Raw genomic sequence first — 21,920 nt, forward strand, 5'->3', positions numbered from 1 at the left:
GTAATGTCTTCAATTCGACTGGCTGAATTAGCCCAGCAGTTGGATGCAGAATTGCACGGTGATGGCGATATCGTCATCACCGGCGTCGCATCTATGCAAACTGCCCAGTCTGGCCACATTACGTTCATGGTTAATCCTCGCTATCGTGAACAGCTGGCTGCCTGCCAGGCTTCTGCCGTCGTGATGACCGAAGCCGACCTTCCATACGCTAAAAGCGCTGCACTGGTAGTGAAGAACCCCTACCTGACCTATGCTCGTATGGCTCAAATTCTTGATACCACGCCTCAGCCTGCAAGCGACATTGCGCCAAGCGCAGTTATCGATGCAACGGCGAGGCTTGGCCAAAATGTTTCTGTCGGCGCAAATGCCGTTATCGAGTCTGGCGTTGAACTGGGCGATAACGTAGTAATTGGCGCCGGCTGCTTCGTAGGCAAAAATACCAAAATCGGTGCAGGTAGCCGTTTATGGGCCAATGTCTCTATCTATCACAACATCGAAATCGGTGCTCAGTGCCTGATTCAGTCCAGCACGGTGATAGGTTCAGACGGTTTTGGTTATGCTAACGATCGCGGCAATTGGGTTAAGATTCCTCAGCTCGGCCGGGTGATTATTGGCGATCGCGTTGAAATTGGTGCTTGTACGACGATCGATCGCGGTGCGCTGGATGACACGATCATCGGCAATGGTGTTATCATTGATAACCAGTGCCAGATTGCACATAACGTTGTGATTGGCGACAATACTGCGGTTGCGGGTGGCGTTATCATGGCAGGCAGCCTGAAAATTGGCCGTTACTGCATGATTGGTGGTGCCAGCGTAATCAACGGCCATATGGAAATCTGTGACAAGGTGACCGTGACCGGAATGGGAATGGTGATGCGTCCGATCACTGAACCAGGAGTTTACTCCTCGGGTATCCCGCTCCAGCCGAACAAAGCGTGGCGTAAAACCGCTGCCCTGGTGATGAACATCGATGAGATGAGCAAACGCTTAAAAACCATCGAACGTAAGGTCAATCAACAAGACTGATCGTCACCTGCTCCCTGCGCTGCCGTGTTTCCGGCCATTAGGGCTGGAGCGTGAGCCGCGCTTTTTGATTTGCGGCCTGCTGGCATTCTTTGATTGCCGCAGGCCGTGTTATTATTGTCATTTAGAATATTTAGACAGGAAGAGTATTTTGACAACTGACACTCATACTCTGCACATTGAAGAGATTTTAGAGCTTCTGCCGCACCGTTATCCGTTCTTGCTGGTTGATCGTGTGCTGGATTTTGAAGAAGGTCGTTTTCTGCGCGCAGTTAAAAATGTCTCTGTAAATGAGCCGTTTTTCCAGGGCCACTTCCCTGGTAAGCCGATTTTCCCGGGTGTATTGATCCTGGAAGCGATGGCGCAGGCTACCGGTATTCTTGCGTTTAAAAGCGTGGGTAAACTTGAGCCGGGTGAGCTGTATTACTTTGCTGGCATTGATGAAGCGCGCTTTAAGCGTCCTGTTGTGCCTGGCGATCAAATGATTATGGAAGTGACCTTTGAGAAAACTCGTCGTGGTTTGACGCGTTTCAAAGGTGTTGCAATCGTTGACGGCAAGATTGTCTGCGAAGCAACCATGATGTGTGCACGCAGCCGGGAGGCATAATACGTGATTGATAAGTCCGCCTTTATTCATCCAACCGCTATTGTGGAAGAAGGTGCCATCATTGGTGCTAACGTTCATATTGGTCCGTTTTGTCTCGTAGGTCCAAACGTTGAAATCGGCGAAGGCACGGTTCTGAAATCTCATGTTGTCGTCAATGGTCATACTAAAATCGGCCGTGACAATGCGATCTACCAGTTCGCGTCTATCGGCGAGGTTAACCAGGATCTGAAATATGCGGGTGAGCCAACTCGCGTGGAAATTGGCGATCGCAACCGCATTCGCGAAAGCGTCACCATCCATCGCGGTACGGTGCAAGATGCTGGATTAACGAAGGTGGGAAGCGATAACCTGCTGATGATCAATGCGCACGTTGCGCATGATTGCCAGATTGGCGATCGCGTTATCCTTGCGAACAACGCAACGCTCGCGGGTCACGTTCAAATTGGGGATCACGCCATCATCGGTGGAATGACCGCGGTGCATCAGTTCTGCATCATCGGCGCTCACGTGATGGTTGGTGGCTGTTCCGGTGTTGCTCAGGACGTTCCACCTTACGTTATTGCGCAGGGCAACCATGCGACGCCGTTTGGTGTGAACATTGAAGGCCTGAAGCGTCGTGGTTTCAGCAAAGAAGCACTGCACGCTATTCGTAACGCCTACAAGATCCTCTATCGCAGCGGCAAAACGCTTGAAGAGGCGAAGCCGGAAATTGCTGAAATCGCAGCTCAGCATCCGGAAGTGAATGCATTCATTGAATTCTTTGCCCGCTCAACGCGCGGTTTGATTCGTTAAATGAAGCCTGGTCGTCCCCTCACGATTGCCCTGGTCGCCGGAGAAACTTCCGGCGATATTCTTGGTGCCGGACTTATTCGCGAACTGAAAGCTCGCGTGCCTGATGCCCGCTTTGTTGGCGTGGCAGGGCCGCTTATGCAGGCTGAAGGTTGTGAAGCCTGGTATGAAATGGAAGAGCTTGCGGTCATGGGCATCGTTGAAGTGCTTGGCCGTTTACGTCGCCTGCTGCAGATCCGCAGCGATCTCACGAAGCGTTTCACCGAGCTGCAGCCCGATGTGTTTGTCGGCATCGACGCCCCAGATTTTAATATCACGCTCGAAGGCAATCTAAAGAAACAAGGGATCCGCACGATCCACTACGTCAGCCCATCCGTTTGGGCATGGCGACAAAAACGCGTTTTCAAAATTGGCAGATCGACCGATCTGGTACTGGCTTTTCTGCCTTTCGAAAAGGCGTTTTACGACAGGTTTAATGTACCGTGTCGCTTCATCGGGCACACCATGGCGGATGCCATGCCGCTCGCTCCTGATAAAAACGCTGCTCGCGTGGCGTTAGGCATTGCGACAGATGCAAAATGCCTGGCACTATTGCCCGGTAGCCGTGGCGCCGAGGTTGAAATGCTTAGCGCGGACTTCCTCAGAACAGCGCAATTGCTTCGTAAGCGCTGGCCTGCACTGGAAGTCGTGGTGCCGCTGGTGAATGCAAAGCGTCGAGAACAGTTTGAGAAGATCAAAGCTGAGATTGCCCCTGAGTTGCATGTACATCTGCTGAATGGCAAAGCACGTGAAGCGATGATTGCCAGTGATGCAGCGCTCCTTGCCTCCGGCACGGCTGCGCTTGAATGTATGTTGGCCAAATGCCCAATGGTGGTTGGCTACCGCATGAAGCCGTTCACGTTCTGGCTGGCAAAACGTCTGGTGAAAACCGATTACGTTTCCCTGCCAAATTTGCTGGCGGGCCGAGAGCTGGTTAAAGAGCTGCTGCAAAACGAATGTGAGCCTATCGGGCTTGCCTGCGCGCTGGAACCGTTGCTCGAAGACGGGGCTGTCAGCCATCAGATGCACGATACCTTCCGGGATTTGCATCAGCAGATCCGTTGTAATGCGGACAAGCAGGCGGCGGACGCCGTGCTGGAGCTGGCTCAATGATCGAATTTGTTTACCCGCATACGCACCTTGTCGCGGGCGTGGATGAAGTAGGGCGCGGGCCTTTGGTTGGCGCCGTGGTCACTGCCGCAGTGATCCTCGATCCAGCAAAGCCGATTATTGGGCTGGCGGATTCGAAAAAATTATCTGAAAAACGCCGTCTGGCGCTGTATGACGAAATTGTTGAAAAGGCATTAAGCTGGAGTCTGGGCCGTGCCGAGCCGAGCGAAATCGACAACATCAACATTTTGCATGCCACGATGCTGGCCATGCAGCGTGCGGTTGCGGGCCTGAGTGTTGTGCCTGAATATGTGCTGATTGACGGCAACCGTTGCCCGGCATTGCCTATGCCGTCGCTGGCGGTTGTGAAAGGCGACAGTCGGGTGGCAGAAATCAGCGCGGCGTCAATACTTGCCAAAGTCACGCGCGATCGTGAAATGGCCGAGCTGGATCTCAGTTTCCCGCAATACGGTTTTGCTCAACACAAGGGCTACCCAACCGCTTTTCATCTTGAAAAGCTTGCCGAGCATGGCGCCACTGAGCATCATCGCCGCAGCTTTGGCCCCGTCAAACGTGCGCTTGGGCTCGTCTCCTGAGCGTTAGTAGCTGATACAGAGTAATTGGTGAGAGATGGCTGAACCACGTTTCATTCACCTTCGGGTGCACAGCGACTATTCCATGATTGATGGGCTGGCTAAGACCGGGCCGCTGGTAAAAAAAGCCGCGGCGCTGGGGATGCCTGCTCTCGCTATCACCGATTTCACCAACCTCTGTGGTTTGGTCAAATTCTACGGTTCTGGTCACGGAGCCGGTATCAAGCCAATCATAGGGGCGGACTTCAACGTTGCCAATGAACTGCTGGGCGATGAGCTTAGCCATTTGACGGTGCTGGCGGCGAATAATGAAGGCTATCAAAACCTCACTTTACTGATCTCTCGTGCCTACCAGCGTGGCTACGGCGCAGCGGGCCCGATTATTGACCGCGAATGGCTGGTCGAGCTAAACGAAGGGCTGATTCTGCTCTCCGGCGGGCGCATGGGAGATATTGGCAAAAGTCTGCTTCGTGGAAACCAGCCGCTGGTCGATCAGTGCCTGGAATTCTGGCAGCAGCATTTTGCCGATCGCTTCTATCTGGAACTGATTCGCACCGGCCGTGTGGACGAAGAGAACTATCTTCACGCCGCTGTGGCACTGGCTGACGAACGCGGCTTGCCAGTGGTTGCCACCAACGATGTCCGCTTTATTGATGCCGGTGACTTTGATGCCCACGAGATCCGCGTGGCGATCCACGACGGTTTCACGCTGGACGATCCCAAGCGCCCGCGCAACTACTCCGCCCAGCAATATATGCGTAGCGAAGAAGAGATGTGCGAGCTGTTTTCGGATATCCCGGAAGCGCTGGAAAACAGCGTTGAGATTGCCAAACGCTGCAACGTGACCGTGCGCCTGGGCGAGTACTTCCTGCCGCAGTTCCCGACGGGAGAGATGACCACCGAAGACTTCCTGGTCATGAAATCGAAAGAGGGGCTGGAGGAACGTCTTGAGTTCCTGTTCCCGGAACCGGAAGTGCGTGCGCAGAAGCGCCCTGAGTACGACGAGCGCCTGGATATCGAGCTGCAGGTTATCAACCAGATGGGCTTCCCCGGCTACTTCCTGATCGTGATGGAGTTTATCCAGTGGTCGAAGGATAACGGCGTGCCGGTCGGGCCGGGCCGCGGTTCCGGTGCGGGTTCGCTGGTGGCCTATGCGCTGAAAATCACCGATCTCGATCCGCTTGAGTTTGACCTGCTGTTCGAACGTTTCCTTAACCCTGAACGTGTTTCGATGCCTGACTTCGACGTCGATTTCTGCATGGAAAAACGCGACCAGGTGATCGACCACGTTTCCGAAATGTATGGGCGCGAAGCGGTTTCCCAGATTATTACCTTCGGTACGATGGCGGCGAAGGCGGTTATTCGCGACGTAGGTCGCGTACTCGGTCACCCTTACGGCTTTGTCGATCGTATTTCCAAACTGGTGCCACCGGATCCCGGCATGACGCTGGCAAAAGCCTTTGAGGCGGAGCCGCAGCTGCCTGAGATCTATGAGGCTGACGAAGAAGTTAAAGCGCTGATCGACATGGCGCGCAAGCTGGAGGGCGTCACGCGTAACGCCGGTAAGCATGCCGGGGGCGTGGTTATCGCCCCAACCAAAATTACCGATTTTGCGCCGCTTTATTGTGACGATCAGGGGCAGCACCCGGTTACCCAGTTCGACAAGAACGACGTTGAATATGCGGGCCTGGTGAAGTTTGACTTCCTGGGGCTGCGTACGCTGACGATCATCGACTGGGCGCTGAAAATGATCAACCCGCGTCGGGCAAAACAGGGGCTGGAGCCGATTGATATCGCCGCCATCCCGCTCGACGATAAGAAAAGCTTCGACATGCTGCAGCGCTCGGAAACCACCGCGGTCTTCCAGCTTGAATCCCGCGGTATGAAAGACCTGATTAAGCGCCTGCAGCCTGACTGTTTCGAAGACATGATCGCTCTGGTGGCGCTGTTCCGCCCAGGTCCGCTGCAGTCGGGCATGGTAGATAACTTCATCGACCGTAAGCACGGGCGTGAAGCGATTTCTTATCCGGACGTGGAATGGCAGCACGAAAGCCTGAAACCGGTACTGGAGCCCACCTACGGCATCATCCTGTATCAGGAACAGGTTATGCAGATTGCCCAGGTGCTTTCCGGTTATACCCTCGGTGGCGCGGATATGCTGCGTCGTGCGATGGGGAAAAAGAAACCGGAAGAGATGGCCAAGCAGCGCGGCACCTTTGAAGAGGGCGCGATCAAAAACGGCGTCGACGGCGAGCTGTCGATGAAAATCTTTGACCTGGTAGAGAAATTTGCCGGGTACGGCTTTAACAAATCTCACTCCGCTGCCTATGCTTTGGTTTCGTACCAGACGCTGTGGCTGAAAGCGCACTACCCGGCAGAGTTTATGGCGGCCGTGATGACCGCCGATATGGATAACACCGAGAAAGTGGTGGGCCTGGTGGATGAGTGTTGGCGCATGGGGCTGAAAGTCCTGTCGCCGGATATTAACTCTGGTCTTTACCATTTCCACGTTAACGATGACGGGGAAATTGTTTACGGCATCGGCGCGATAAAAGGCGTGGGTGAAGGCCCGATTGAAGCCATTCTCGAAGCGCGTAATCAGGGCGGGCATTTCCTCGATCTCTTTGATTTGTGCGCGCGCTCCGATATCAAAAAGCTTAACCGCCGGGTGCTGGAAAAACTCATTATGTCCGGGGCTTTTGACCGCCTTGGGCCTCACCGCGCGGCGCTGATGAATGCGCTGGGTGATGCGTTAAAAGCCGCTGACCAGCACGCGAAAGCGGAAGCTATTGGCCAGGCCGATATGTTCGGCGTTCTGGCGGAAGAGCCCGAGCAGGTCGAAAAATCCTACGCCAGCGTGATTCCCTGGCCTGAACAAGTGGTGCTGGAAGGGGAGCGTGAGACGCTTGGGCTGTATCTTACCGGCCACCCGATTAATCAGTACCTGAAAGAAATTGAGCGCTATGTCGGTGGCATGCGCCTGAAAGAGATGCACCCGACGGAACGTGGTAAAATGACCACGGCTGCGGGTCTGGTGATTGCTTCGCGGGTTATGGTCACCAAGCGAGGTAATCGCATCGGCATCTGTACGCTGGATGACCGCTCTGGTCGTCTGGAAGTGATGTTATTCACAGATGCGCTAGAAAAATACCAGCATCTGCTGGAAAAAGACCGTATCCTGATCGTTAGCGGACAGGTCAGCTTTGATGACTTCAGCGGAGGGCTTAAAATGACGGCCCGCGAGCTGATGGACATCGACGAAGCCCGTGAAAAGTACGCGCGTGGGCTTGCTATCTCGCTGACGGACAGGCAAATTGATGACCAGCTTTTAAACCGTCTCCGTCAGTCTCTGGAACCCCATCGTTCGGGGACAATTCCAGTACATCTCTACTATCAGAGGGTGGATGCACGAGCCCGGTTGCGCTTCGGTGCGACATGGCGTGTTTCCCCTAGCGATCGTTTACTTAACGATCTGCGAACGCTGATTGGTTCGGAGCAGGTGGAACTGGAGTTTGACTAAAACAGGAATATTATGAGTCTGAATTTCCTTGATTTCGAACAGCCGATTGCAGAGCTGGAAGCGAAAATCGATTCCCTGACGGCCGTTAGCCGCCAGGATGAAAAACTGGATATTAATCTGGACGAAGAAGTGCAGCGTCTGCGCGAGAAAAGCGTTGAGCTGACCCGCAAGATCTTCGCTGATTTAGGCGCATGGCAGATTGCGCAGCTGGCGCGCCATCCGCAGCGTCCGTACACCCTGGATTACGTTCGTCTGGCTTTTGATGAGTTCGACGAACTGGCCGGCGACCGTGCCTATGCCGACGATAAAGCTATCGTGGGCGGTATTGCGCGTCTGGAAGGTCGTCCGGTGATGATCATTGGTCATCAGAAAGGGCGCGAAACCAAAGAGAAAATCCGTCGTAACTTCGGTATGCCGGCCCCAGAAGGCTACCGTAAAGCGCTGCGTCTGATGGAAATGGCTGAACGCTTTAACATGCCGATCATTACCTTCATCGACACGCCGGGTGCTTATCCGGGCGTTGGCGCCGAAGAACGTGGTCAGTCCGAAGCGATCGCCCGCAACCTGCGTGAAATGTCCCGCCTGAAAGTGCCGGTCATTTGTACCGTCATCGGTGAAGGTGGTTCCGGTGGTGCGCTGGCCATTGGCGTGGGTGACAAAGTGAACATGCTGCAGTACAGCACCTACTCCGTTATCTCCCCGGAAGGCTGTGCGTCTATCCTTTGGAAGAGCGCGGATAAAGCCCCGCTGGCCGCAGAAGCGATGGGGATCATTGCTCCTCGTCTGAAAGAGCTGAAGCTGATCGATACCGTGATCCCTGAGCCGTTGGGCGGTGCGCATCGTAATCCAGAAGTGATGGCCGCTTCCCTGCGTGCACAGCTGCTGGCCGATCTGGCGGATCTCGACGTGCTGAATAAAGACGAGTTGTTGAATCGTCGTTACCAGCGCCTGATGAGCTACGGTTACGCCTGATTTCATGCTGTAAAATAGCGATAAGGGTCGGATTTTCCGGCCCTTTTTGCATTTATCGCTTCATGGAAAACCCCATTGCGCTATGCTTAGCCAGATGATTTCCAGGAGGTGAACATTGAATACCATTGCGATTATGGGGCCGCACGGCGTTTTCTACAAAGACGAGCCCATCAAGGAACTGCACCGCGCGCTTGAGCTGCAGGGTTTTCAGCTCATCTACCCAACCAACAGCACTGACCTGCTTAAGCTGATTGAGCACAACCCGCGTATCTGCGGCGTGATCTTTGACTGGGACGAATACAGTCTCGACCTGTGCAGCGAAATTAATCTGCTCAACGAAAACCTGCCGCTGTATGCGTTTATCAACACCCACTCCTCTTTGAACGTTAGCGTGAATGAAATGCGCATGGCGCTGTGGTTCTTCGAGTATGCGCTGAGCGCGGCCGACGACATCGCCCTGCGTATTCGCCAGTACACCGACGAGTATCTGGATACGATTACGCCGCCGCTGACCAAAGCACTATTCACCTATGTAAAAGAAGGGAAGTACACCTTTTGCACGCCGGGGCACATGGCCGGTACCGCCTACCAGAAAAGCCCGGTCGGCTGCCTGTTTTACGACTTCTTCGGCGGTAACACGCTGAAGGCGGATGTGTCGATTTCGGTCACGGAGCTGGGCTCGCTGCTAGACCATACCGGCCCTCATCTGGAGGCGGAGGAATACATTGCCCGCACCTTCGGTGCCGAGCAAAGCTATATGGTGACCAACGGTACTTCGACATCCAACAAGATAGTTGGGATGTATGCCGCGCCATCAGGCAGCACGATTCTGGTCGATCGTAACTGCCATAAATCGCTGACCCATCTGTTGATGATGACCAATCTGGTGCCGATCTGGCTGAAGCCTACGCGTAACGCGCTGGGGATCCTGGGCGGTATTCCGCAGCGTGAATTCACTCGTGAAAATATCGAGAAAAAGGTCGCTGAAACCCCGAATGCGCAGTGGCCAGTACACGCGGTTATCACCAACTCGACCTACGACGGGCTGCTGTATAACACCGATTTCATCAAAAAAACGCTGGATGTGCCGTCGATTCACTTTGACTCCGCCTGGGTGCCCTATACCAACTTCCACCCGATTTATCAGGGAAAAAGCGGCATGAGTGGTGACCGGGTGCCGGGGAAAATTATCTATGAAACCCAGTCGACCCATAAGCTGCTGGCGGCGTTCTCTCAGGCTTCGCTGATTCACATTAAAGGTGATTACGATGAAGAAACCTTTAACGAAGCCTACATGATGCATACCACCACTTCCCCGAGCTATCCGCTGGTGGCCTCGATTGAAACAGCCGCGGCGATGCTGCGTGGTAACACAGGGAAGCGACTGATTAACCGTTCCGTTGAGCGGGCGCTGCATTTCCGTCGTGAAGTGCAGCGCCTGCGCGAAGAATCAGAAGACTGGTTCTTCGATATCTGGCAGCCCGATCATGTTGATGAGGCGGAGTGCTGGCCCATTTCCCCCGGACAGGAAGACTGGCATGGTTTCAGGGATGCCGATGCGGATCACATGTATCTCGATCCGATCAAAGTGACTATTCTGACGCCGGGCATGAGTGAGCTGGGCGAGATGGCAGAAGAGGGGATCCCGGCGGCGCTCGTAGCCAAGTTTCTCGACGAGCGAGGCGTTGTTGTTGAGAAGACCGGCCCGTACAACCTGCTGTTCCTGTTCAGTATTGGGATCGATAAGACAAAAGCGCTGAGTCTGTTGCGCGGGCTGACGGAGTTTAAACGCTCCTACGATCTTAATCTGCGAGTGAAGAATATGCTGCCGGATCTGTATGCGGAAGATCCAGACTTCTATCGCAACATGCGCATTCAGACGCTGGCGCAGGGGATCCACAAGCTGATCAAGCAACATAACCTGCCCGATCTGATGCTGCGCGCTTTTGATGTCCTGCCTGAAATGCGTATGACGCCGCACGAGGCTTATCAGCAGCAGGTGAAAGGCAATGTTGAAACGGTAGAGATAGAGGAACTGTTGGGCAGAGTGTCGGCCAATATGATCCTGCCTTATCCGCCAGGCGTGCCGGTGGTGATGCCGGGAGAAGTCATTACCAAAGAGAGCCGGGCGGTGCTCGACTTCCTGCTGATGCTGTGTTCTGTTGGGGAGCATTATCCGGGCTTTGAAACGGATATTCACGGAGCAAAACTCGGTGAGGACGGCGTCTACAGAGTACGAGTCTTAAAAGAGGCTTGAGTGCTTGCTTTGCAGGGAAGTGATGATTACCTTGCCTGAATTGACTAAGGAGATTTTATGCTGGGTTTAAAGCAAATTCATCACGTCGCGATTATCGCGTCGGACTACGAACGCAGTAAGCAATTCTATTGCGATGTGCTGGAGTTTACGCTGGAAGCGGAAGTTTACCGCAAAGAGCGGGACTCCTGGAAAGGCGATCTGGCGCTGAATGGCCAGTACGTTATTGAGTTGTTCTCCTTCCCGTTTCCGCCCGTACGCCCAAGCCGCCCGGAGGCCTGCGGACTTCGTCACCTGGCATTCAGCGTGGAAAACATCGACCAGGCGATTACGCATCTGGAAAGCCACGGCGTGAAATGCGAACCCATTCGCGTCGATCCCTATACCAATAAACGTTTTACCTTCTTCAGCGATCCCGACGGCCTGCCGCTGGAGCTTTATCAGCAGTAAGCCTTGCCAGCACCGCGAATGCCCGGTAATTTGCCGGGCAAAACCTTCATAACGACAAACATATGACTAGCCTCGAACTTCAGTCTTTTCTGCATTCTCACCGCCAACTGTTGGTGGCGTTTAGCGGTGGGTTGGATTCGACGGTTCTGCTACATCAAGTCGTTACCCTGCGAGATACCCTGCAACCTGACCTGCATATCAGGGCGATGCATATCCACCATGGCCTCAGCCCTAAAGCCGACAGTTGGGTGGCGCATTGCCGGGCACTTTGTGAGAAATGGAACGTGCCTTTCGAAGTGGCTTATGTCCGGCTTCCTTCCGGCGGTCAGGGGATTGAAGGGGAGGCAAGAGCGGCTCGCTATCAGGCACTTTCAGGCTCGGTTCTGGCAGGTGAAGTGTTGCTCACGGCACAGCATTTGGACGACCAGTGCGAGACTTTCCTGTTGGCGCTTAAACGCGGCAGCGGCCCGGCAGGGCTGGCATCGATGCCTGCGATTTTGCCCTTCGGCGACACTTCATTGCTGCGTCCGCTGCTGACAACCTCACGTGCTCAGCTTGAGGAGTGGGCTGGCGTTCACCGGCTAAGCTGGATTGAAGACGAAAGTAATCAGGACGATAAGTATGACCGGAATTTTTTACGCTTGAGAATCGTTCCTCTGCTGCAGCAGAGATGGCCCCACTTTTCCCGCAGCGTAGCCCGTAGCGCGGAGTTATGCGGCGAGCAGGAGCAACTCCTTGATGAGCTGCTTGCCGAACAGTTGGATAACTTGATGTCGCCCCAGGGCGCGCTGCGCATTGAGCCGATGCTGACGATGAGCGAAGCCAGACGATTTGCTCTCGTGCGCCGCTGGCTGGCGTACCATCGCGCTGCGATGCCGTCTCGGGCTTCTCTTCACCGTTTATGGCAGGAAGTTGCCTTAAGCCGGGAAGACGCGAATCCTCGCTTTCGCCTCGGCGAACATGCAGTCAGGCGTTTTCAGGGGGAGCTGTATTGGGTTCCGTTGCTGAACATCGATCGTGAAAAAAGTTATCTATGGCCTGCACCTTATCGTCCCCTGAATCTCCCTGGTCTGGGAATGATTTCACTCAGCGAGAATGGAATGGCTGTGCGCGCGCCAGCAGAGGACGAAATTGTTAGCCTGCGTTTTAAAGCTTCTGGTTTGCTGCATATCGTCGGCCGTGATAAAGGGCGAACGCTGAAAAAAATCTGGCAGGAATTGCGCATTCCGCCATGGGAACGTGACGCCACGCCGCTGCTGTTTTATGGCGAGCAACTTATCGCTGCCCCAGGCATTTTTGTCACTCGTGAAGGGCAGGCTACGGAACATTCATGCTGGCATATAGACTGGCAAAAGGGAGTTGAGCAATGAAAAAAGTCGTACTGCTGCTTGGGCTGATGGCCTGCAGTTTACCCGCTCTGGCGAAAGGCGATGCTCAGGCCGGAGAGGCAAAGGCCATGACCTGCGTTGCCTGCCATGGCATGAGTGGAAAGGCTTCTGCGCCGCTGTACCCGAACATCGGTGGGCAGAGCGAAGCTTATCTCGAACACTCGCTTCAGGCTTATAAAAAAGGGGAGCGCAGCGGTGGGCAGGCAGAAATCATGAAGGCTTACGTCAGCGGTCTTTCAGACGAGGATATCTCTAACTTAGCGGCCTACTACGCCTCAATGAAGCCGTAAACAAAACGGGCAGCCTCGATAGCTGCCCGTTTTGTTTGAGATGGGGTGACCAGATTTATTCGACGCTCACCACGATAGTGCCGATTTCGGGGTGGCTAAAGCTGTTAATTTTATCGAGGCGTAACTCACGCGTAGCGCCGGCGTTATCGACAACCAGGTATTCGACGTTTTTACGAGAAACCAGATCGCTCGCTTTGGCTTTCAAAACCTCCCCGTCTTTTAACTCCAGCGTCAGTAACAAATGATGCTGGCAGGCGAGCTCGAGATTGTCATAATCATCACAGTTGATGGGTTGATACGCATCATTCATTGACATAATCGCTCACCAGTAAGTTCGCGGCAGCATAAGCCGCCTGTTCCCTGACCGACTCCGAGACGGCCTCGCTGGAGGCAACTTCGTTCAGAGCCTTCAATACGCATCCTAAGGCATCAGGAATATAGCCTAAATCACCGCTGGCAATTTCCGCGTAGCGTTGCCGAACTAATTCACAATACTTTTCCACATACCCTCCTCTCAGAGTCCCGACTTCAGACCTACTCGTGGGGTCAAGTCTAAGCCTACGAAGATAAACTCTGTTTAGCAAGGTGACTATACCACAGCAATGTAACCGATATCAGCCACGCAAATATACCCGTCATACTCAGAGCCGAAAGAGTGTTATTTCGCTACAATAGCGCGCAATTGTGTATGGAGAAGTGTGATGGCGTTAAAAGCGACAATTTATAAGGCGACGGTGAATGTGGCCGATCTCGATCGTAATCGGTTTCTGGACAGCAGCCTGACGCTGGCGCGTCATCCTTCGGAAACGCAGGAACGCATGATGCTGCGCCTGCTGGCATGGATTAAATATGCGGATGAGCGTCTGGAATTTACCCGTGGTCTCAGCGCAGAAGACGAGCCGGAAATTTGGCGTAAAAACGATCACCTTGGCATTGATTTGTGGGTAGAACTAGGGTTACCGGAAGAACGTCGGGTGAAAAAAGCCTGCAGCCAGTCGGCTGAGGTGGCATTGTTTACCTATAATAGTCGGGCGGCGGAAATTTGGTGGCAGCAAAACCAGACCCGGCTGAGCCAGTTTAAAAACCTGTCCATCTGGTATCTGGATGACGCACAGTTGGCGAAGCTAAGTGAGTTTGGCACACGCACAATGAACCTACAGGCGACGATTCAGGATGGCGCAATTTGGCTGTCCGACAGCGAGAATAATCTGGAAATTCACTTTACGGCCTGGCTGCAACAATGATTTCCGTGTCGCGAACGGTCGTTATCCCGGACAATGAAGTTACGATTACCGCAATTCGCGCTCAGGGGGCTGGCGGGCAGCATGTGAATAAAACCTCAACGGCGATTCATTTGCGCTTTGATATCCCTGCCTCTAGCCTGCCAGAGTCGTATAAGATACGTCTGCTGGCAGTAAGCCACCATTTGATCACGCCTGAGGGCGTGGTGGTGATTAAAGCCCAGGAATACCGAAGCCAGGAGATGAACCGCGAAGCGGCGGTGGCTCGCCTGGTTTCACTGATACAAGAACTCACCGTAGTGCAGAAGAGCCGTCGTGCCACAAAGCCGACGCGGGCTTCCAAAGAACGGCGTCTGGCCTCGAAGGCGCAGAAATCGACAACCAAAGCACTACGCGGCAAAGTTCGTCGCCATCCGGAGTAGCGGCGAACGTTAGGACAACGGCATAAGGAATAAAGCATGAAGAAGAGTCTTCTGGCTGCGCTGGCAGCGCTCAGCCTGTTCACGCTATTTGGCTGTAATAATCGTACGGAAACGCAAACTTTGATCCCGGCTCAGGCGGCAGAGCTGAAACCTATGCAGCAGAGCTATCGCGGCGTAGTGCCGTGTGCGGATTGTGAAGGGATTGAAACCTCGCTGTTCCTGGAAAAGGACGGCACCTGGGTGATGAATCAAACTTACCAGGGTAAAGGAGCCTCATTTGCCAGTTACGGTAAATGGGCGCGCACTGCCGATAAGCTGGTCTTAACCGACAGCGAAGGCGAAAAGCAATATTTCCACCCTAAGGGTGACAGCCTGGTGATGCTGGATCGTGAAGGTAATCCGATTGATTCGCAGTTCAACTACACGCTAAAAGCGGTGGATGCGAAGCTACCATCAACGCCAATGCCGATGAAAGGCAAGTATAAATACATGGCTGACGCGGCAACATTCCAGGACTGTGCGACCGGTAAAACCTTTACCGTTGCGGATAACGCCGAGCTGGAAAGAGCCTATGCGGCAGCGCGCGGCAAGAACAGCGCGCCAATCCTGCTGGTGGTCGAAGGGCACTTTACGTTGCAGGCTTCTCCAGACAGCGGAGAGCTGCAAAAAGCGCTGGTCGCCGATAAAGGCGCGAAGTTTAAGCCCGGCAAAGAGTGTAACGACTAAAATGAAAAAGCCCTGCAAATGCAGGGCTTTTTTTTATGCTCAGTGGCGAATTAGCCTTTGATCTGCTTCACCAGGAAATCAACGATCTCGGTGGTTTTGATCATCTGCTTCTCACCGGCACGGCGATGTTTGTATTCGATCTCTTCGTTGTCGAGATTGCGGTCGCCGATAACGATAGTGTGAGGAATACCAATCAGTTCCATGTCGGCAAACATCACGCCTGGACGCTCTTTACGGTCATCCAGCAACACGTCGATACCCTGCGCACGCAGCGTGGTATACAGCTCTTCAGCCAGCTGCTGCACGCGGAATGACTTGTGCATGTTCATTGGCAAAATCGCAACGTGGAACGGGGCGATAGCATCCGGCCACAGAATACCGCGATCGTCAAAGTTCTGTTCAATCGCAGCCGCGACCACGCGGGTAACACCGATACCGTAGCAACCCATGGTCAGGGTCTGGTTACGGCCATCTTCCCCCTGAACGGCGGCTTTCAGCGCTTCAGAGTACTTGGTACCCAACTGGAAGATGTGACCCACTTCGATGCCGCGCTTGATCATCAAGGTGCCTTTGCCATCCGGGCTTGGATCGCCGGCAACAACGTTACGGATATCTGCCACTTCCGGCAGCGCAACATCGCGTTCCCAGTTAATACCGATGAAGTGCTTCCCGTCGATGTTTGCGCCAGCGGCGAAATCGCTCATCGCGGCAACGCTGCGGTCAATCACAACCGGAACAGGCAGGTTGATTGGGCCCAGGGAGCCAGGACCAGCTTTCACGATGTCGCGAATTTCTTGTTCGGTGGCGAACGTCAGCGGGCTTGCTACCTGCGGCAGCTTCTCAGCTTTCACTTCGTTCAGCTCGTGATCGCCACGAACCAGCAAAGCAACCAGTGGATAAGCGCTGCCTTCAGTGGCTTTCACCAGCAGAGTCTTAACCGTTTTCTCGATTGGCAGGTTGAACTGCTCAACCAGCTCGGCGATGGTTTTTGCGTTCGGGGTGTCGATCTGGCTCATTTCAGCGGTTGGCGCTGCGCGGCCTGCTGCTGGTGCTAATGCTTCAGCGAATTCGATGTTTGCCGCATAGTCTGAGCTGTCAGAGAAGATCACATCATCTTCACCGCTTTGGGCCAGCACCTGGAACTCATGGGAGGCGCTGCCGCCAATAGAACCGGTATCTGCCTGAACGGCGCGGAAATCCAGACCCATGCGTGAGAAGATCTTGCTGTAGGCCTCATACATTTTGTCATAGGTTTCCTGCAGAGATTCCTGAGACGTATGGAACGAGTAGGAGTCTTTCATCAGGAATTCGCGGGAACGCATCACGCCAAAGCGTGGGCGAACTTCGTCACGGAATTTGGTCTGGATCTGGAACAGATTCAGCGGCAGCTGCTTGTAGGAGCTAAGCTCGTTGCGAATCAGGTCGGTGATCACTTCTTCGTGGGTTGGACCCAGGACGAAAGGACGTTCACCGCGATCAACAAAACGCAGCAGCTCCGGGCCGTATTGCTCCCAACGTCCACTCTCCTGCCACAGGTCTGCGGGCTGAACCACCGGCATGCACATTTCGATAGCACCGGCATTGTTCATTTCTTCACGCACGATGTTTTCGACTTTCTTCAGGACGCGCAAACCGGTCGGCAGCCAGGTGTATAAACCGGAGGCCAGCTTGCGGATCATCCCGGCGCGCAGCATCAGTTGGTGGCTGACTACTTCAGCGTCGGCAGGTGTCTCCTTCAGAGTGGAGAGCAGATATTGGCTAGTACGCATGTTGTTACGGTTCCATTTGAACGGCAGAGCGCAGGCCACCGGCGGCCTGCTTCAAAAAAAGTGGTTTAGTTTACCAGTGTGGCAGAGATGTCAAAAGAGAGAGGGCTAAATTAACTCGTTTCGAGGGCGAACACTTCAAAACCTTGTTCTGTGACACGCCAGCGAACGTTAAAGTCCAGCAGCAGAACGGCATAAGTTTTCCCGACATCCTCTCCTTTGCGATAGGCAGGACGAGGATCCTGGGCAAGCACCTGGCTGATAAAACGGACAAGATGCGGATAGCGTTTTTCGAGTCCGCTTAACTGGTGCTGCACTTCTGGTGTAAAAGTCACATGCATGTCTGCCTGCGGAGCCTGCTGTGCGTAGCCAGCACGAGCGCCCGGCACGGCTTCTGCAAATGGCAGGTACGGTTTGATATCCACAATGGGCGTACCATCCACCAAATCCAGACTACCGAGCTGCAAGATCACTTCGTCTTTCTGGCAACGAATACCTTTAAGCTCAACCAGCGACATGCCGACAGGATTAGGGCGAAACGTAGAGCGTGTAGCAAACACGCCCATTCGCGCGTTTCCGCCAAGGCGGGGAGGACGCACGGTTGGGCGCCAGCCGCCTTCCATCGTTTGATGGAACACAAACAGTAGCCACAGATGGCTAAACTCTTCCAGCCCACGAACGGCATCGGCCTGATTGTAAGGTGCAAGCAGATGCAGTTCACCGCCGCCGTCTTTGACCAGACCGGGCTGGCGTGGGACGGCGAACTTTTCTTTATAAGGGGAGCGAATAACGCCTATTTGTGCAAATTGAAATGGGGTCATTGCGCCGAAACTTGCAGTGCGGATCCAACGCAAACAGCCTGACGGTAGCACCCTGGCGTACCGGTCGTGATGTCGCAGCTGTGCTGCAGCACCGCATTAGCTTTCATTTTGGAGGCATTAATCTGCATGCGTTTACGCGCTGTCGGGATATTCGGAGGAGAATCCTGATTGCTTGCCTGGCAAGACTCGCCGCTGACTTCGCCTAAATCTCGGAACGGTTTACCCACTAAGTCTTCTGCGTTGGTGTAGATTCTGACCGGAACAGGACGAGGCGCTTTCGGTTTCTCTGTTTCTGTCTTCGGCGCAGCAGCCGTGCTTTGGACGGGTTCTACTGGGGATCTGCTTAGCATTGAACAGCCGCTCAGCGCGAAGGCTAATAAACAGATCGGTAAAGCACGCATAATATTTCCTCAATGAATGTAAAACGGGGAACATTGAAGCAAGCTCGAACCAAAATAACAAGGCGGGCTTGCGCCCGCCTTTAATTATTTACGTAAAACTGAAGAATGGAAACTTACCAGCCTTTAACCGCGCCGCCGTTAAAGACTTTGTTAGCCGCTTCGTTCACTTCGTCAGACTGGTATGCCTGAACGAACTTCTTCACGTTCTCTGCATCTTTGTTGTCTTCGCGAGAAACGATCAGGTTCACGTAAGGAGAGTTTTTGTCTTCAACGAAGATACCGTCTTTCGCTGGTGTCAGGCCAATCTGGCTGGCGTAAGTGGTGTTGATGATAGCCAAAGCAATCTGCGCATCGTCAAGAGAACGTGGCAGCTGTGGTGCTTCCAGCTCAACCAGCTTCAGGTTTTTCGGGTTCTCGGTGACATCCAGCACGGTTGGCAGCAGGCCAACGCCGTCTTTCAGTTTGATCAGCCCTTCTTTCTGCAGCAGCAGCAGAGAGCGGCCGAGGTTAGTTGGGTCGTTTGGCAGTGCTACCTGAGAACCCGGCTGCAGTTCAGCCAGTGATTTGATTTTTTTAGAGTAGCCGGCAATCGGATAAACAAAAGTATTGCCTACGGAAACCAGCTTATACCCACGATCTTTGATCTGCTGATCCAGGTAAGGTTTGTGCTGGAAGGCGTTAACGTCGATATCGCCTTTGCTGAGCGCTTCGTTTGGCAGAACATAGTCGGTAAAGGTCACCAGCTCAACATCCAGGCCATATTTCTCTTTGGCCACTTTCTGAGCCACTTCCGCAACCTGCTGCTCAGCCCCGGCAATCACACCGACTTTAATGTGGTTTGGATCTTTTTCTTCCTGACCGCAACCCACCAGGGCCAGAGAGCCAATCAGAGCGCCGACCGCGGCGAACGTTTTAAAGTTAAAAGCCATGTCCTTTTCCTTGTATGAATGCAGTTGTGTTTATTTGTGTGTAACAGCCCGGACGATGCGATCGCCAGAGAATTGAATTAAGTAAACCAGCACGACCAGCAGCACCAACACGGTATTCATGACGGTAGCGTTGTAACCGATATACCCGTACTGATACCCAATCTGCCCCAGACCACCGGCACCGACGGCACCGCCCATAGCAGAATAGCCCACTAAAGTGATAAGGGTAATCGTCGCGGCATTGACCAGGCCTGGAAGCGCTTCTGGAAGCAGTACTTTGCGAATGATTTGCAGCGGCGTGGCGCCCATCGCGCGTGAAGCTTCAATCAGGCCGGTTGGAATTTCCAGCAGGGCATTTTCAACCATACGCGCAATAAACGGCGCGGCGCCCACGGTCAGCGGAACGATCGCAGCCTGCAGGCCGATGGAGGTTCCCACAATCGCGCGAGTAAACGGAATCATCCATACCAGCAAGATAATGAATGGAATGGAGCGGAAAATGTTTACCAGGGCAGAAATGCTGCGATAGAGCTTCGCGTTGGCGCTAATTTGCCCGGGGCGAGTGATGTATAGCAGCACGCCCACCGGCAGGCCAATCACAAATCCGAAGAAACCGGAAACAAAGGTCATGGCCAGCGTTTCATACACGCCGCGTACCAGTAACCAAATCATTGCTTCAGACATAACCCAGCACCTCTACTTTCACGTGTTGCTCCTGCAGCCAGGCAATAGCCGCTTGCGTATCTTTTGGCTCGCCGTGCATTTCGCACAGCATGATGCCGAACTTCACGCCACCGGCATAATCCATCTGCGCGCTAATAATGTTGCTGTTCACGTTGAAAGTACGTGCTGTTTCTGAGAGAAGGGGGGCATCCACCGACTGACCAGTGAACTCCAGGCGTAATAAAGGTACCGCATTTTCTTTACGCTCTGCGCTCAAACGCTGCGCGTAATCTTCCGGCACATCAAGGTGCAGCGTGGACTGAATAAATTGCTGCGCCAGAGGCGTTTTCGGATGGGAGAACACTTCGCTCACAGTATCCTGCTCAATAAGCTCGCCGTTGCTGATCACGGCCACGCAGTCACAAATGCGTTTGACCACATCCATCTCGTGAGTGATGAGCAAAATAGTCAGGCCCAGGCGGCGGTTAATGTCTTTCAGTAATTCCAAAATGGAACGGGTCGTGGCTGGATCCAGCGCGCTGGTGGCTTCGTCGCACAGCAGGACCTTTGGGTTACTGGCAAGTGCTCGGGCAATCGCTACGCGCTGCTTCTGACCGCCGGAAAGGTTTGCAGGCCAGGCATCGTGTTTTTCACCTAAACCCACCAAGTCCAGCAGCTCGGTAACGCGACGCTTAATCTCTTCTTTTGGCGTGTTATCCAGCTCAAGCGGTAGAGCTACGTTGCCGAAAACAGTACGCGAAGAAAGCAGGTTAAAGTGCTGGAAGATCATGCCAATCTGGCGACGAGCTTTGGTTAGCTGGGTTTCAGAAAGCGTTGTCAGATCCTGGCCGCCAACCAGAACCGAACCCTGAGTCGGGCGCTCCAGCAGGTTTACACAGCGGATCAGGGTACTTTTACCCGCGCCGGACGCGCCAATCACGCCATAAATTTGCCCGGCAGGCACGTGCAGACTGACATTATTCAATGCCTGTATGCTGCGGTTGCCCTGCTGGAACACCTTGGTGATATTTGAAAGTTTAATCATTGAGTTATTTATTATCGTATAGGTATTAGCCGTGGAATTTTCTGCTACCAGTAACCAAAGTTACCGTAATCGATATGGATGTTAAGGCATCCAGACGTCTAAATCAATCAGCGAGTGAAGGACTGTTCTCTCCTTATTACTAAATCATGCGATACTAAGCGCAATTAACCCGTTTCAGGAGTTCTCAAGTGGCACAGTCCGTACCCGCTATTTTTCTCGACCGCGATGGCACCATTAATGTCGATCATGGCTATGTATATGAAGTTGACCGATTCGAATTTATTGATGGTGTTATAGAAGCAATGCGCGAATTAAAAGAGATGGGCTTTGCTCTGGTGCTGGTGACTAACCAGTCCGGCATTGCGCGCGGGATGTTCACCGAGGCTGACTTTGAAAACTTGACCGAATGGATGGACTGGTCGCTGGCCGACCGAGGTGTCGATCTCGACGGCATCTATTATTGTCCTCATCACCCGGAAGGGAGTGTGGAAGAGTTTCGTCAGGCCTGTGACTGCCGCAAGCCGCAGCCTGGAATGCTGATTTCTGCCCGCGACTTCCTGCACATTGATATGGCTTCTTCTTATATGGTCGGCGATAAAATTGAAGATATGCAGGCCGGTGCTGCCGCAATGGTAGGAACTAAAGTGTTGGTTCGTACGGGTAAACCTGTCACAGAAGAAGGTGAGGCGGCCGCAGATTTGGTCGTAAACAGCCTTGCTGACCTGCCAAAAGCCATCAAACAGCGCCAAAAATAAGCGTTTCGATTAAAAAACATGCGGTCAGAAAGTTTTTTCAAATTAGGGGTTGTCAGGCTCTGAGAACTCCCTATAATGCGCCTCCACTGACACGGCGAAGCGGCTTCGAAAGC

The 21,920-nt window shown here is 53.6% G+C and carries 23 protein-coding genes; 15 read left to right on the forward strand and 8 right to left on the reverse strand.

Annotated features, from left to right (window positions below):
• The first annotated feature begins 3 nt into the window (after positions 1 to 3).
• The 11 genes from lpxD (at position 4) to B9Y90_RS17395 (ending at position 13,038) form a co-directional block, all read left to right on the forward strand.
• Positions 4 to 1,029, forward strand: a complete 1,026-nt coding sequence (gene lpxD, locus B9Y90_RS17345) for a UDP-3-O-(3-hydroxymyristoyl)glucosamine N-acyltransferase (protein ID WP_085542000.1) — start codon at positions 4 to 6, stop codon at positions 1,027 to 1,029.
• Between the two features lie 148 nt (positions 1,030 to 1,177).
• On the forward strand, positions 1,178 to 1,633 hold the full coding sequence (fabZ, locus tag B9Y90_RS17350; RefSeq protein ID WP_039290428.1) for a 3-hydroxyacyl-ACP dehydratase FabZ: 456 nt from the start codon (positions 1,178 to 1,180) through the stop codon (positions 1,631 to 1,633).
• A gap of 3 nt (positions 1,634 to 1,636) precedes the next feature.
• Positions 1,637 to 2,425 (forward strand): acyl-ACP--UDP-N-acetylglucosamine O-acyltransferase, encoded by a 789-nt coding sequence (gene lpxA, locus B9Y90_RS17355; protein WP_085542001.1) that lies wholly within the window; start codon positions 1,637 to 1,639, stop codon positions 2,423 to 2,425.
• A complete protein-coding gene (gene lpxB / locus B9Y90_RS17360; RefSeq protein ID WP_085542002.1) occupies positions 2,426 to 3,574 on the forward strand; it encodes a lipid-A-disaccharide synthase in 1,149 nt (382 codons plus the stop codon).
• Positions 3,571 to 4,167 carry a ribonuclease HII gene (rnhB, locus tag B9Y90_RS17365; RefSeq protein ID WP_039290436.1) on the forward strand — a complete coding sequence of 199 codons (597 nt, stop codon included), beginning with the start codon at positions 3,571 to 3,573 and terminating at the stop codon, positions 4,165 to 4,167. The genes lpxB and rnhB overlap by 4 nt, the downstream gene beginning before the upstream one ends.
• A 34-nt stretch (positions 4,168 to 4,201) precedes the next feature.
• On the forward strand, positions 4,202 to 7,684 hold the full coding sequence (gene dnaE / locus B9Y90_RS17370; RefSeq protein WP_085542003.1) for a DNA polymerase III subunit alpha: 3,483 nt from the start codon (positions 4,202 to 4,204) through the stop codon (positions 7,682 to 7,684).
• 12 nt (positions 7,685 to 7,696) lie between these two features.
• Positions 7,697 to 8,656: an acetyl-CoA carboxylase carboxyl transferase subunit alpha gene (gene accA / locus B9Y90_RS17375; RefSeq protein WP_008456951.1), complete on the forward strand. Its 960-nt coding sequence runs from the start codon at positions 7,697 to 7,699 to the stop codon at positions 8,654 to 8,656.
• 115 nt (positions 8,657 to 8,771) lie between these two features.
• A complete protein-coding gene (locus B9Y90_RS17380; protein ID WP_085542004.1) occupies positions 8,772 to 10,913 on the forward strand; it encodes a lysine decarboxylase LdcC in 2,142 nt (713 codons plus the stop codon).
• Positions 10,914 to 10,970: 57 nt separating this feature from the next.
• Entirely contained in the window at positions 10,971 to 11,360 is a 390-nt protein-coding gene (locus tag B9Y90_RS17385; RefSeq protein WP_039290444.1) for a VOC family protein, read from the forward strand.
• A gap of 62 nt (positions 11,361 to 11,422) precedes the next feature.
• Positions 11,423 to 12,730: a tRNA lysidine(34) synthetase TilS gene (gene tilS, locus B9Y90_RS17390; protein WP_085542005.1), complete on the forward strand. Its 1,308-nt coding sequence runs from the start codon at positions 11,423 to 11,425 to the stop codon at positions 12,728 to 12,730.
• Entirely contained in the window at positions 12,727 to 13,038 is a 312-nt protein-coding gene (locus B9Y90_RS17395; protein ID WP_039290447.1) for a c-type cytochrome, read from the forward strand. Before tilS ends, B9Y90_RS17395 begins: the two co-directional genes overlap by 4 nt.
• 55 nt (positions 13,039 to 13,093) lie before the next feature.
• On the opposite strand, the gene rof is transcribed toward B9Y90_RS17395, so the two are convergent.
• Both rof and B9Y90_RS17405 read right to left on the reverse strand, forming a co-directional pair.
• Positions 13,094 to 13,354, reverse strand: coding sequence for a Rho-binding antiterminator (rof, locus tag B9Y90_RS17400; RefSeq protein WP_008456962.1), 261 nt, complete (start codon positions 13,352 to 13,354; stop codon positions 13,094 to 13,096).
• A complete protein-coding gene (locus B9Y90_RS17405) occupies positions 13,341 to 13,541 on the reverse strand; it encodes a YaeP family protein (RefSeq protein ID WP_008456963.1) in 201 nt (66 codons plus the stop codon). Before B9Y90_RS17405 ends, rof begins: the two co-directional genes overlap by 14 nt.
• 198 nt (positions 13,542 to 13,739) lie before the next feature.
• Here B9Y90_RS17405 and B9Y90_RS17410 point away from each other — a divergent pair, with 198 nt between their 5' ends.
• From B9Y90_RS17410 to nlpE, 3 genes are read left to right on the forward strand one after another with little or no spacing between them, the layout of a single operon-like run.
• Positions 13,740 to 14,282, forward strand: coding sequence for a YaeQ family protein (locus B9Y90_RS17410; protein ID WP_008456965.1), 543 nt, complete (start codon positions 13,740 to 13,742; stop codon positions 14,280 to 14,282).
• The gene (gene arfB / locus B9Y90_RS17415) at positions 14,279 to 14,701 is read left to right on the forward strand and encodes an alternative ribosome rescue aminoacyl-tRNA hydrolase ArfB (protein WP_008456967.1); all 423 of its coding nucleotides are present in this window, start codon (positions 14,279 to 14,281) and stop codon (positions 14,699 to 14,701) included. Before B9Y90_RS17410 ends, arfB begins: the two co-directional genes overlap by 4 nt.
• A 36-nt stretch (positions 14,702 to 14,737) precedes the next feature.
• Positions 14,738 to 15,427 (forward strand): envelope stress response activation lipoprotein NlpE, encoded by a 690-nt coding sequence (gene nlpE, locus B9Y90_RS17420; protein ID WP_039300564.1) that lies wholly within the window; start codon positions 14,738 to 14,740, stop codon positions 15,425 to 15,427.
• Positions 15,428 to 15,477: 50 nt separating this feature from the next.
• Here nlpE and proS read toward each other — a convergent pair whose 3' ends face one another.
• The 6 genes from proS to metN form a co-directional block, all read right to left on the reverse strand.
• Positions 15,478 to 17,196 carry a proline--tRNA ligase gene (proS, locus tag B9Y90_RS17425; protein WP_085542011.1) on the reverse strand — a complete coding sequence of 573 codons (1,719 nt, stop codon included), beginning with the start codon at positions 17,194 to 17,196 and terminating at the stop codon, positions 15,478 to 15,480.
• Positions 17,197 to 17,306: 110 nt separating this feature from the next.
• Positions 17,307 to 18,014 carry a tRNA (N6-threonylcarbamoyladenosine(37)-N6)-methyltransferase TrmO gene (tsaA, locus tag B9Y90_RS17430; RefSeq protein WP_085542006.1) on the reverse strand — a complete coding sequence of 236 codons (708 nt, stop codon included), beginning with the start codon at positions 18,012 to 18,014 and terminating at the stop codon, positions 17,307 to 17,309.
• Positions 18,011 to 18,415, reverse strand: a complete 405-nt coding sequence (rcsF, locus tag B9Y90_RS17435) for an Rcs stress response system protein RcsF (protein ID WP_008456976.1) — start codon at positions 18,413 to 18,415, stop codon at positions 18,011 to 18,013. Before rcsF ends, tsaA begins: the two co-directional genes overlap by 4 nt.
• Before the next feature lie 113 nt (positions 18,416 to 18,528).
• Entirely contained in the window at positions 18,529 to 19,344 is an 816-nt protein-coding gene (locus B9Y90_RS17440; RefSeq protein WP_008456978.1) for a MetQ/NlpA family lipoprotein, read from the reverse strand.
• 30 nt (positions 19,345 to 19,374) lie between these two features.
• Positions 19,375 to 20,028: a methionine ABC transporter permease MetI gene (locus B9Y90_RS17445; protein ID WP_039290457.1), complete on the reverse strand. Its 654-nt coding sequence runs from the start codon at positions 20,026 to 20,028 to the stop codon at positions 19,375 to 19,377.
• Positions 20,021 to 21,052 (reverse strand): methionine ABC transporter ATP-binding protein MetN, encoded by a 1,032-nt coding sequence (gene metN / locus B9Y90_RS17450; RefSeq protein ID WP_085542007.1) that lies wholly within the window; start codon positions 21,050 to 21,052, stop codon positions 20,021 to 20,023. The genes B9Y90_RS17445 and metN overlap by 8 nt, the downstream gene beginning before the upstream one ends.
• A 188-nt stretch (positions 21,053 to 21,240) precedes the next feature.
• Here metN and gmhB point away from each other — a divergent pair, with 188 nt between their 5' ends.
• Positions 21,241 to 21,807, forward strand: coding sequence for a D-glycero-beta-D-manno-heptose 1,7-bisphosphate 7-phosphatase (gmhB, locus tag B9Y90_RS17455; protein WP_085542008.1), 567 nt, complete (start codon positions 21,241 to 21,243; stop codon positions 21,805 to 21,807).
• Positions 21,808 to 21,920: the final 113 nt, after the last annotated feature.

Source organism: Cedecea sp. NFIX57 (assembly GCF_900177785.1).
GTDB classification, from domain to species: domain Bacteria; phylum Pseudomonadota; class Gammaproteobacteria; order Enterobacterales; family Enterobacteriaceae; genus Cedecea; species Cedecea neteri_C.

Coding starts and splice junctions, on each gene's coding strand:
- B9Y90_RS17445 (WP_039290457.1), bottom strand. CDS start 20,028: ATGTCTGAAGCAATGATTTGGTTACTGGTACGCGGCGTGTATGAAACG.
- dnaE (WP_085542003.1), top strand. CDS start 4,202: ATGGCTGAACCACGTTTCATTCACCTTCGGGTGCACAGCGACTATTCC.
- tilS (WP_085542005.1), top strand. CDS start 11,423: ATGACTAGCCTCGAACTTCAGTCTTTTCTGCATTCTCACCGCCAACTG.
- lpxB (WP_085542002.1), top strand. CDS start 2,426: ATGAAGCCTGGTCGTCCCCTCACGATTGCCCTGGTCGCCGGAGAAACT.
- rof (WP_008456962.1), bottom strand. CDS start 13,354: ATGTCAATGAATGATGCGTATCAACCCATCAACTGTGATGATTATGAC.
- B9Y90_RS17410 (WP_008456965.1), top strand. CDS start 13,740: ATGGCGTTAAAAGCGACAATTTATAAGGCGACGGTGAATGTGGCCGAT.
- metN (WP_085542007.1), bottom strand. CDS start 21,052: ATGATTAAACTTTCAAATATCACCAAGGTGTTCCAGCAGGGCAACCGC.
- lpxD (WP_085542000.1), top strand. CDS start 4: ATGTCTTCAATTCGACTGGCTGAATTAGCCCAGCAGTTGGATGCAGAA.
- B9Y90_RS17395 (WP_039290447.1), top strand. CDS start 12,727: ATGAAAAAAGTCGTACTGCTGCTTGGGCTGATGGCCTGCAGTTTACCC.
- tsaA (WP_085542006.1), bottom strand. CDS start 18,014: ATGACCCCATTTCAATTTGCACAAATAGGCGTTATTCGCTCCCCTTAT.
- arfB (WP_008456967.1), top strand. CDS start 14,279: ATGATTTCCGTGTCGCGAACGGTCGTTATCCCGGACAATGAAGTTACG.
- B9Y90_RS17440 (WP_008456978.1), bottom strand. CDS start 19,344: ATGGCTTTTAACTTTAAAACGTTCGCCGCGGTCGGCGCTCTGATTGGC.
- nlpE (WP_039300564.1), top strand. CDS start 14,738: ATGAAGAAGAGTCTTCTGGCTGCGCTGGCAGCGCTCAGCCTGTTCACG.
- proS (WP_085542011.1), bottom strand. CDS start 17,196: ATGCGTACTAGCCAATATCTGCTCTCCACTCTGAAGGAGACACCTGCC.
- rnhB (WP_039290436.1), top strand. CDS start 3,571: ATGATCGAATTTGTTTACCCGCATACGCACCTTGTCGCGGGCGTGGAT.
- accA (WP_008456951.1), top strand. CDS start 7,697: ATGAGTCTGAATTTCCTTGATTTCGAACAGCCGATTGCAGAGCTGGAA.
- rcsF (WP_008456976.1), bottom strand. CDS start 18,415: ATGCGTGCTTTACCGATCTGTTTATTAGCCTTCGCGCTGAGCGGCTGT.
- B9Y90_RS17385 (WP_039290444.1), top strand. CDS start 10,971: ATGCTGGGTTTAAAGCAAATTCATCACGTCGCGATTATCGCGTCGGAC.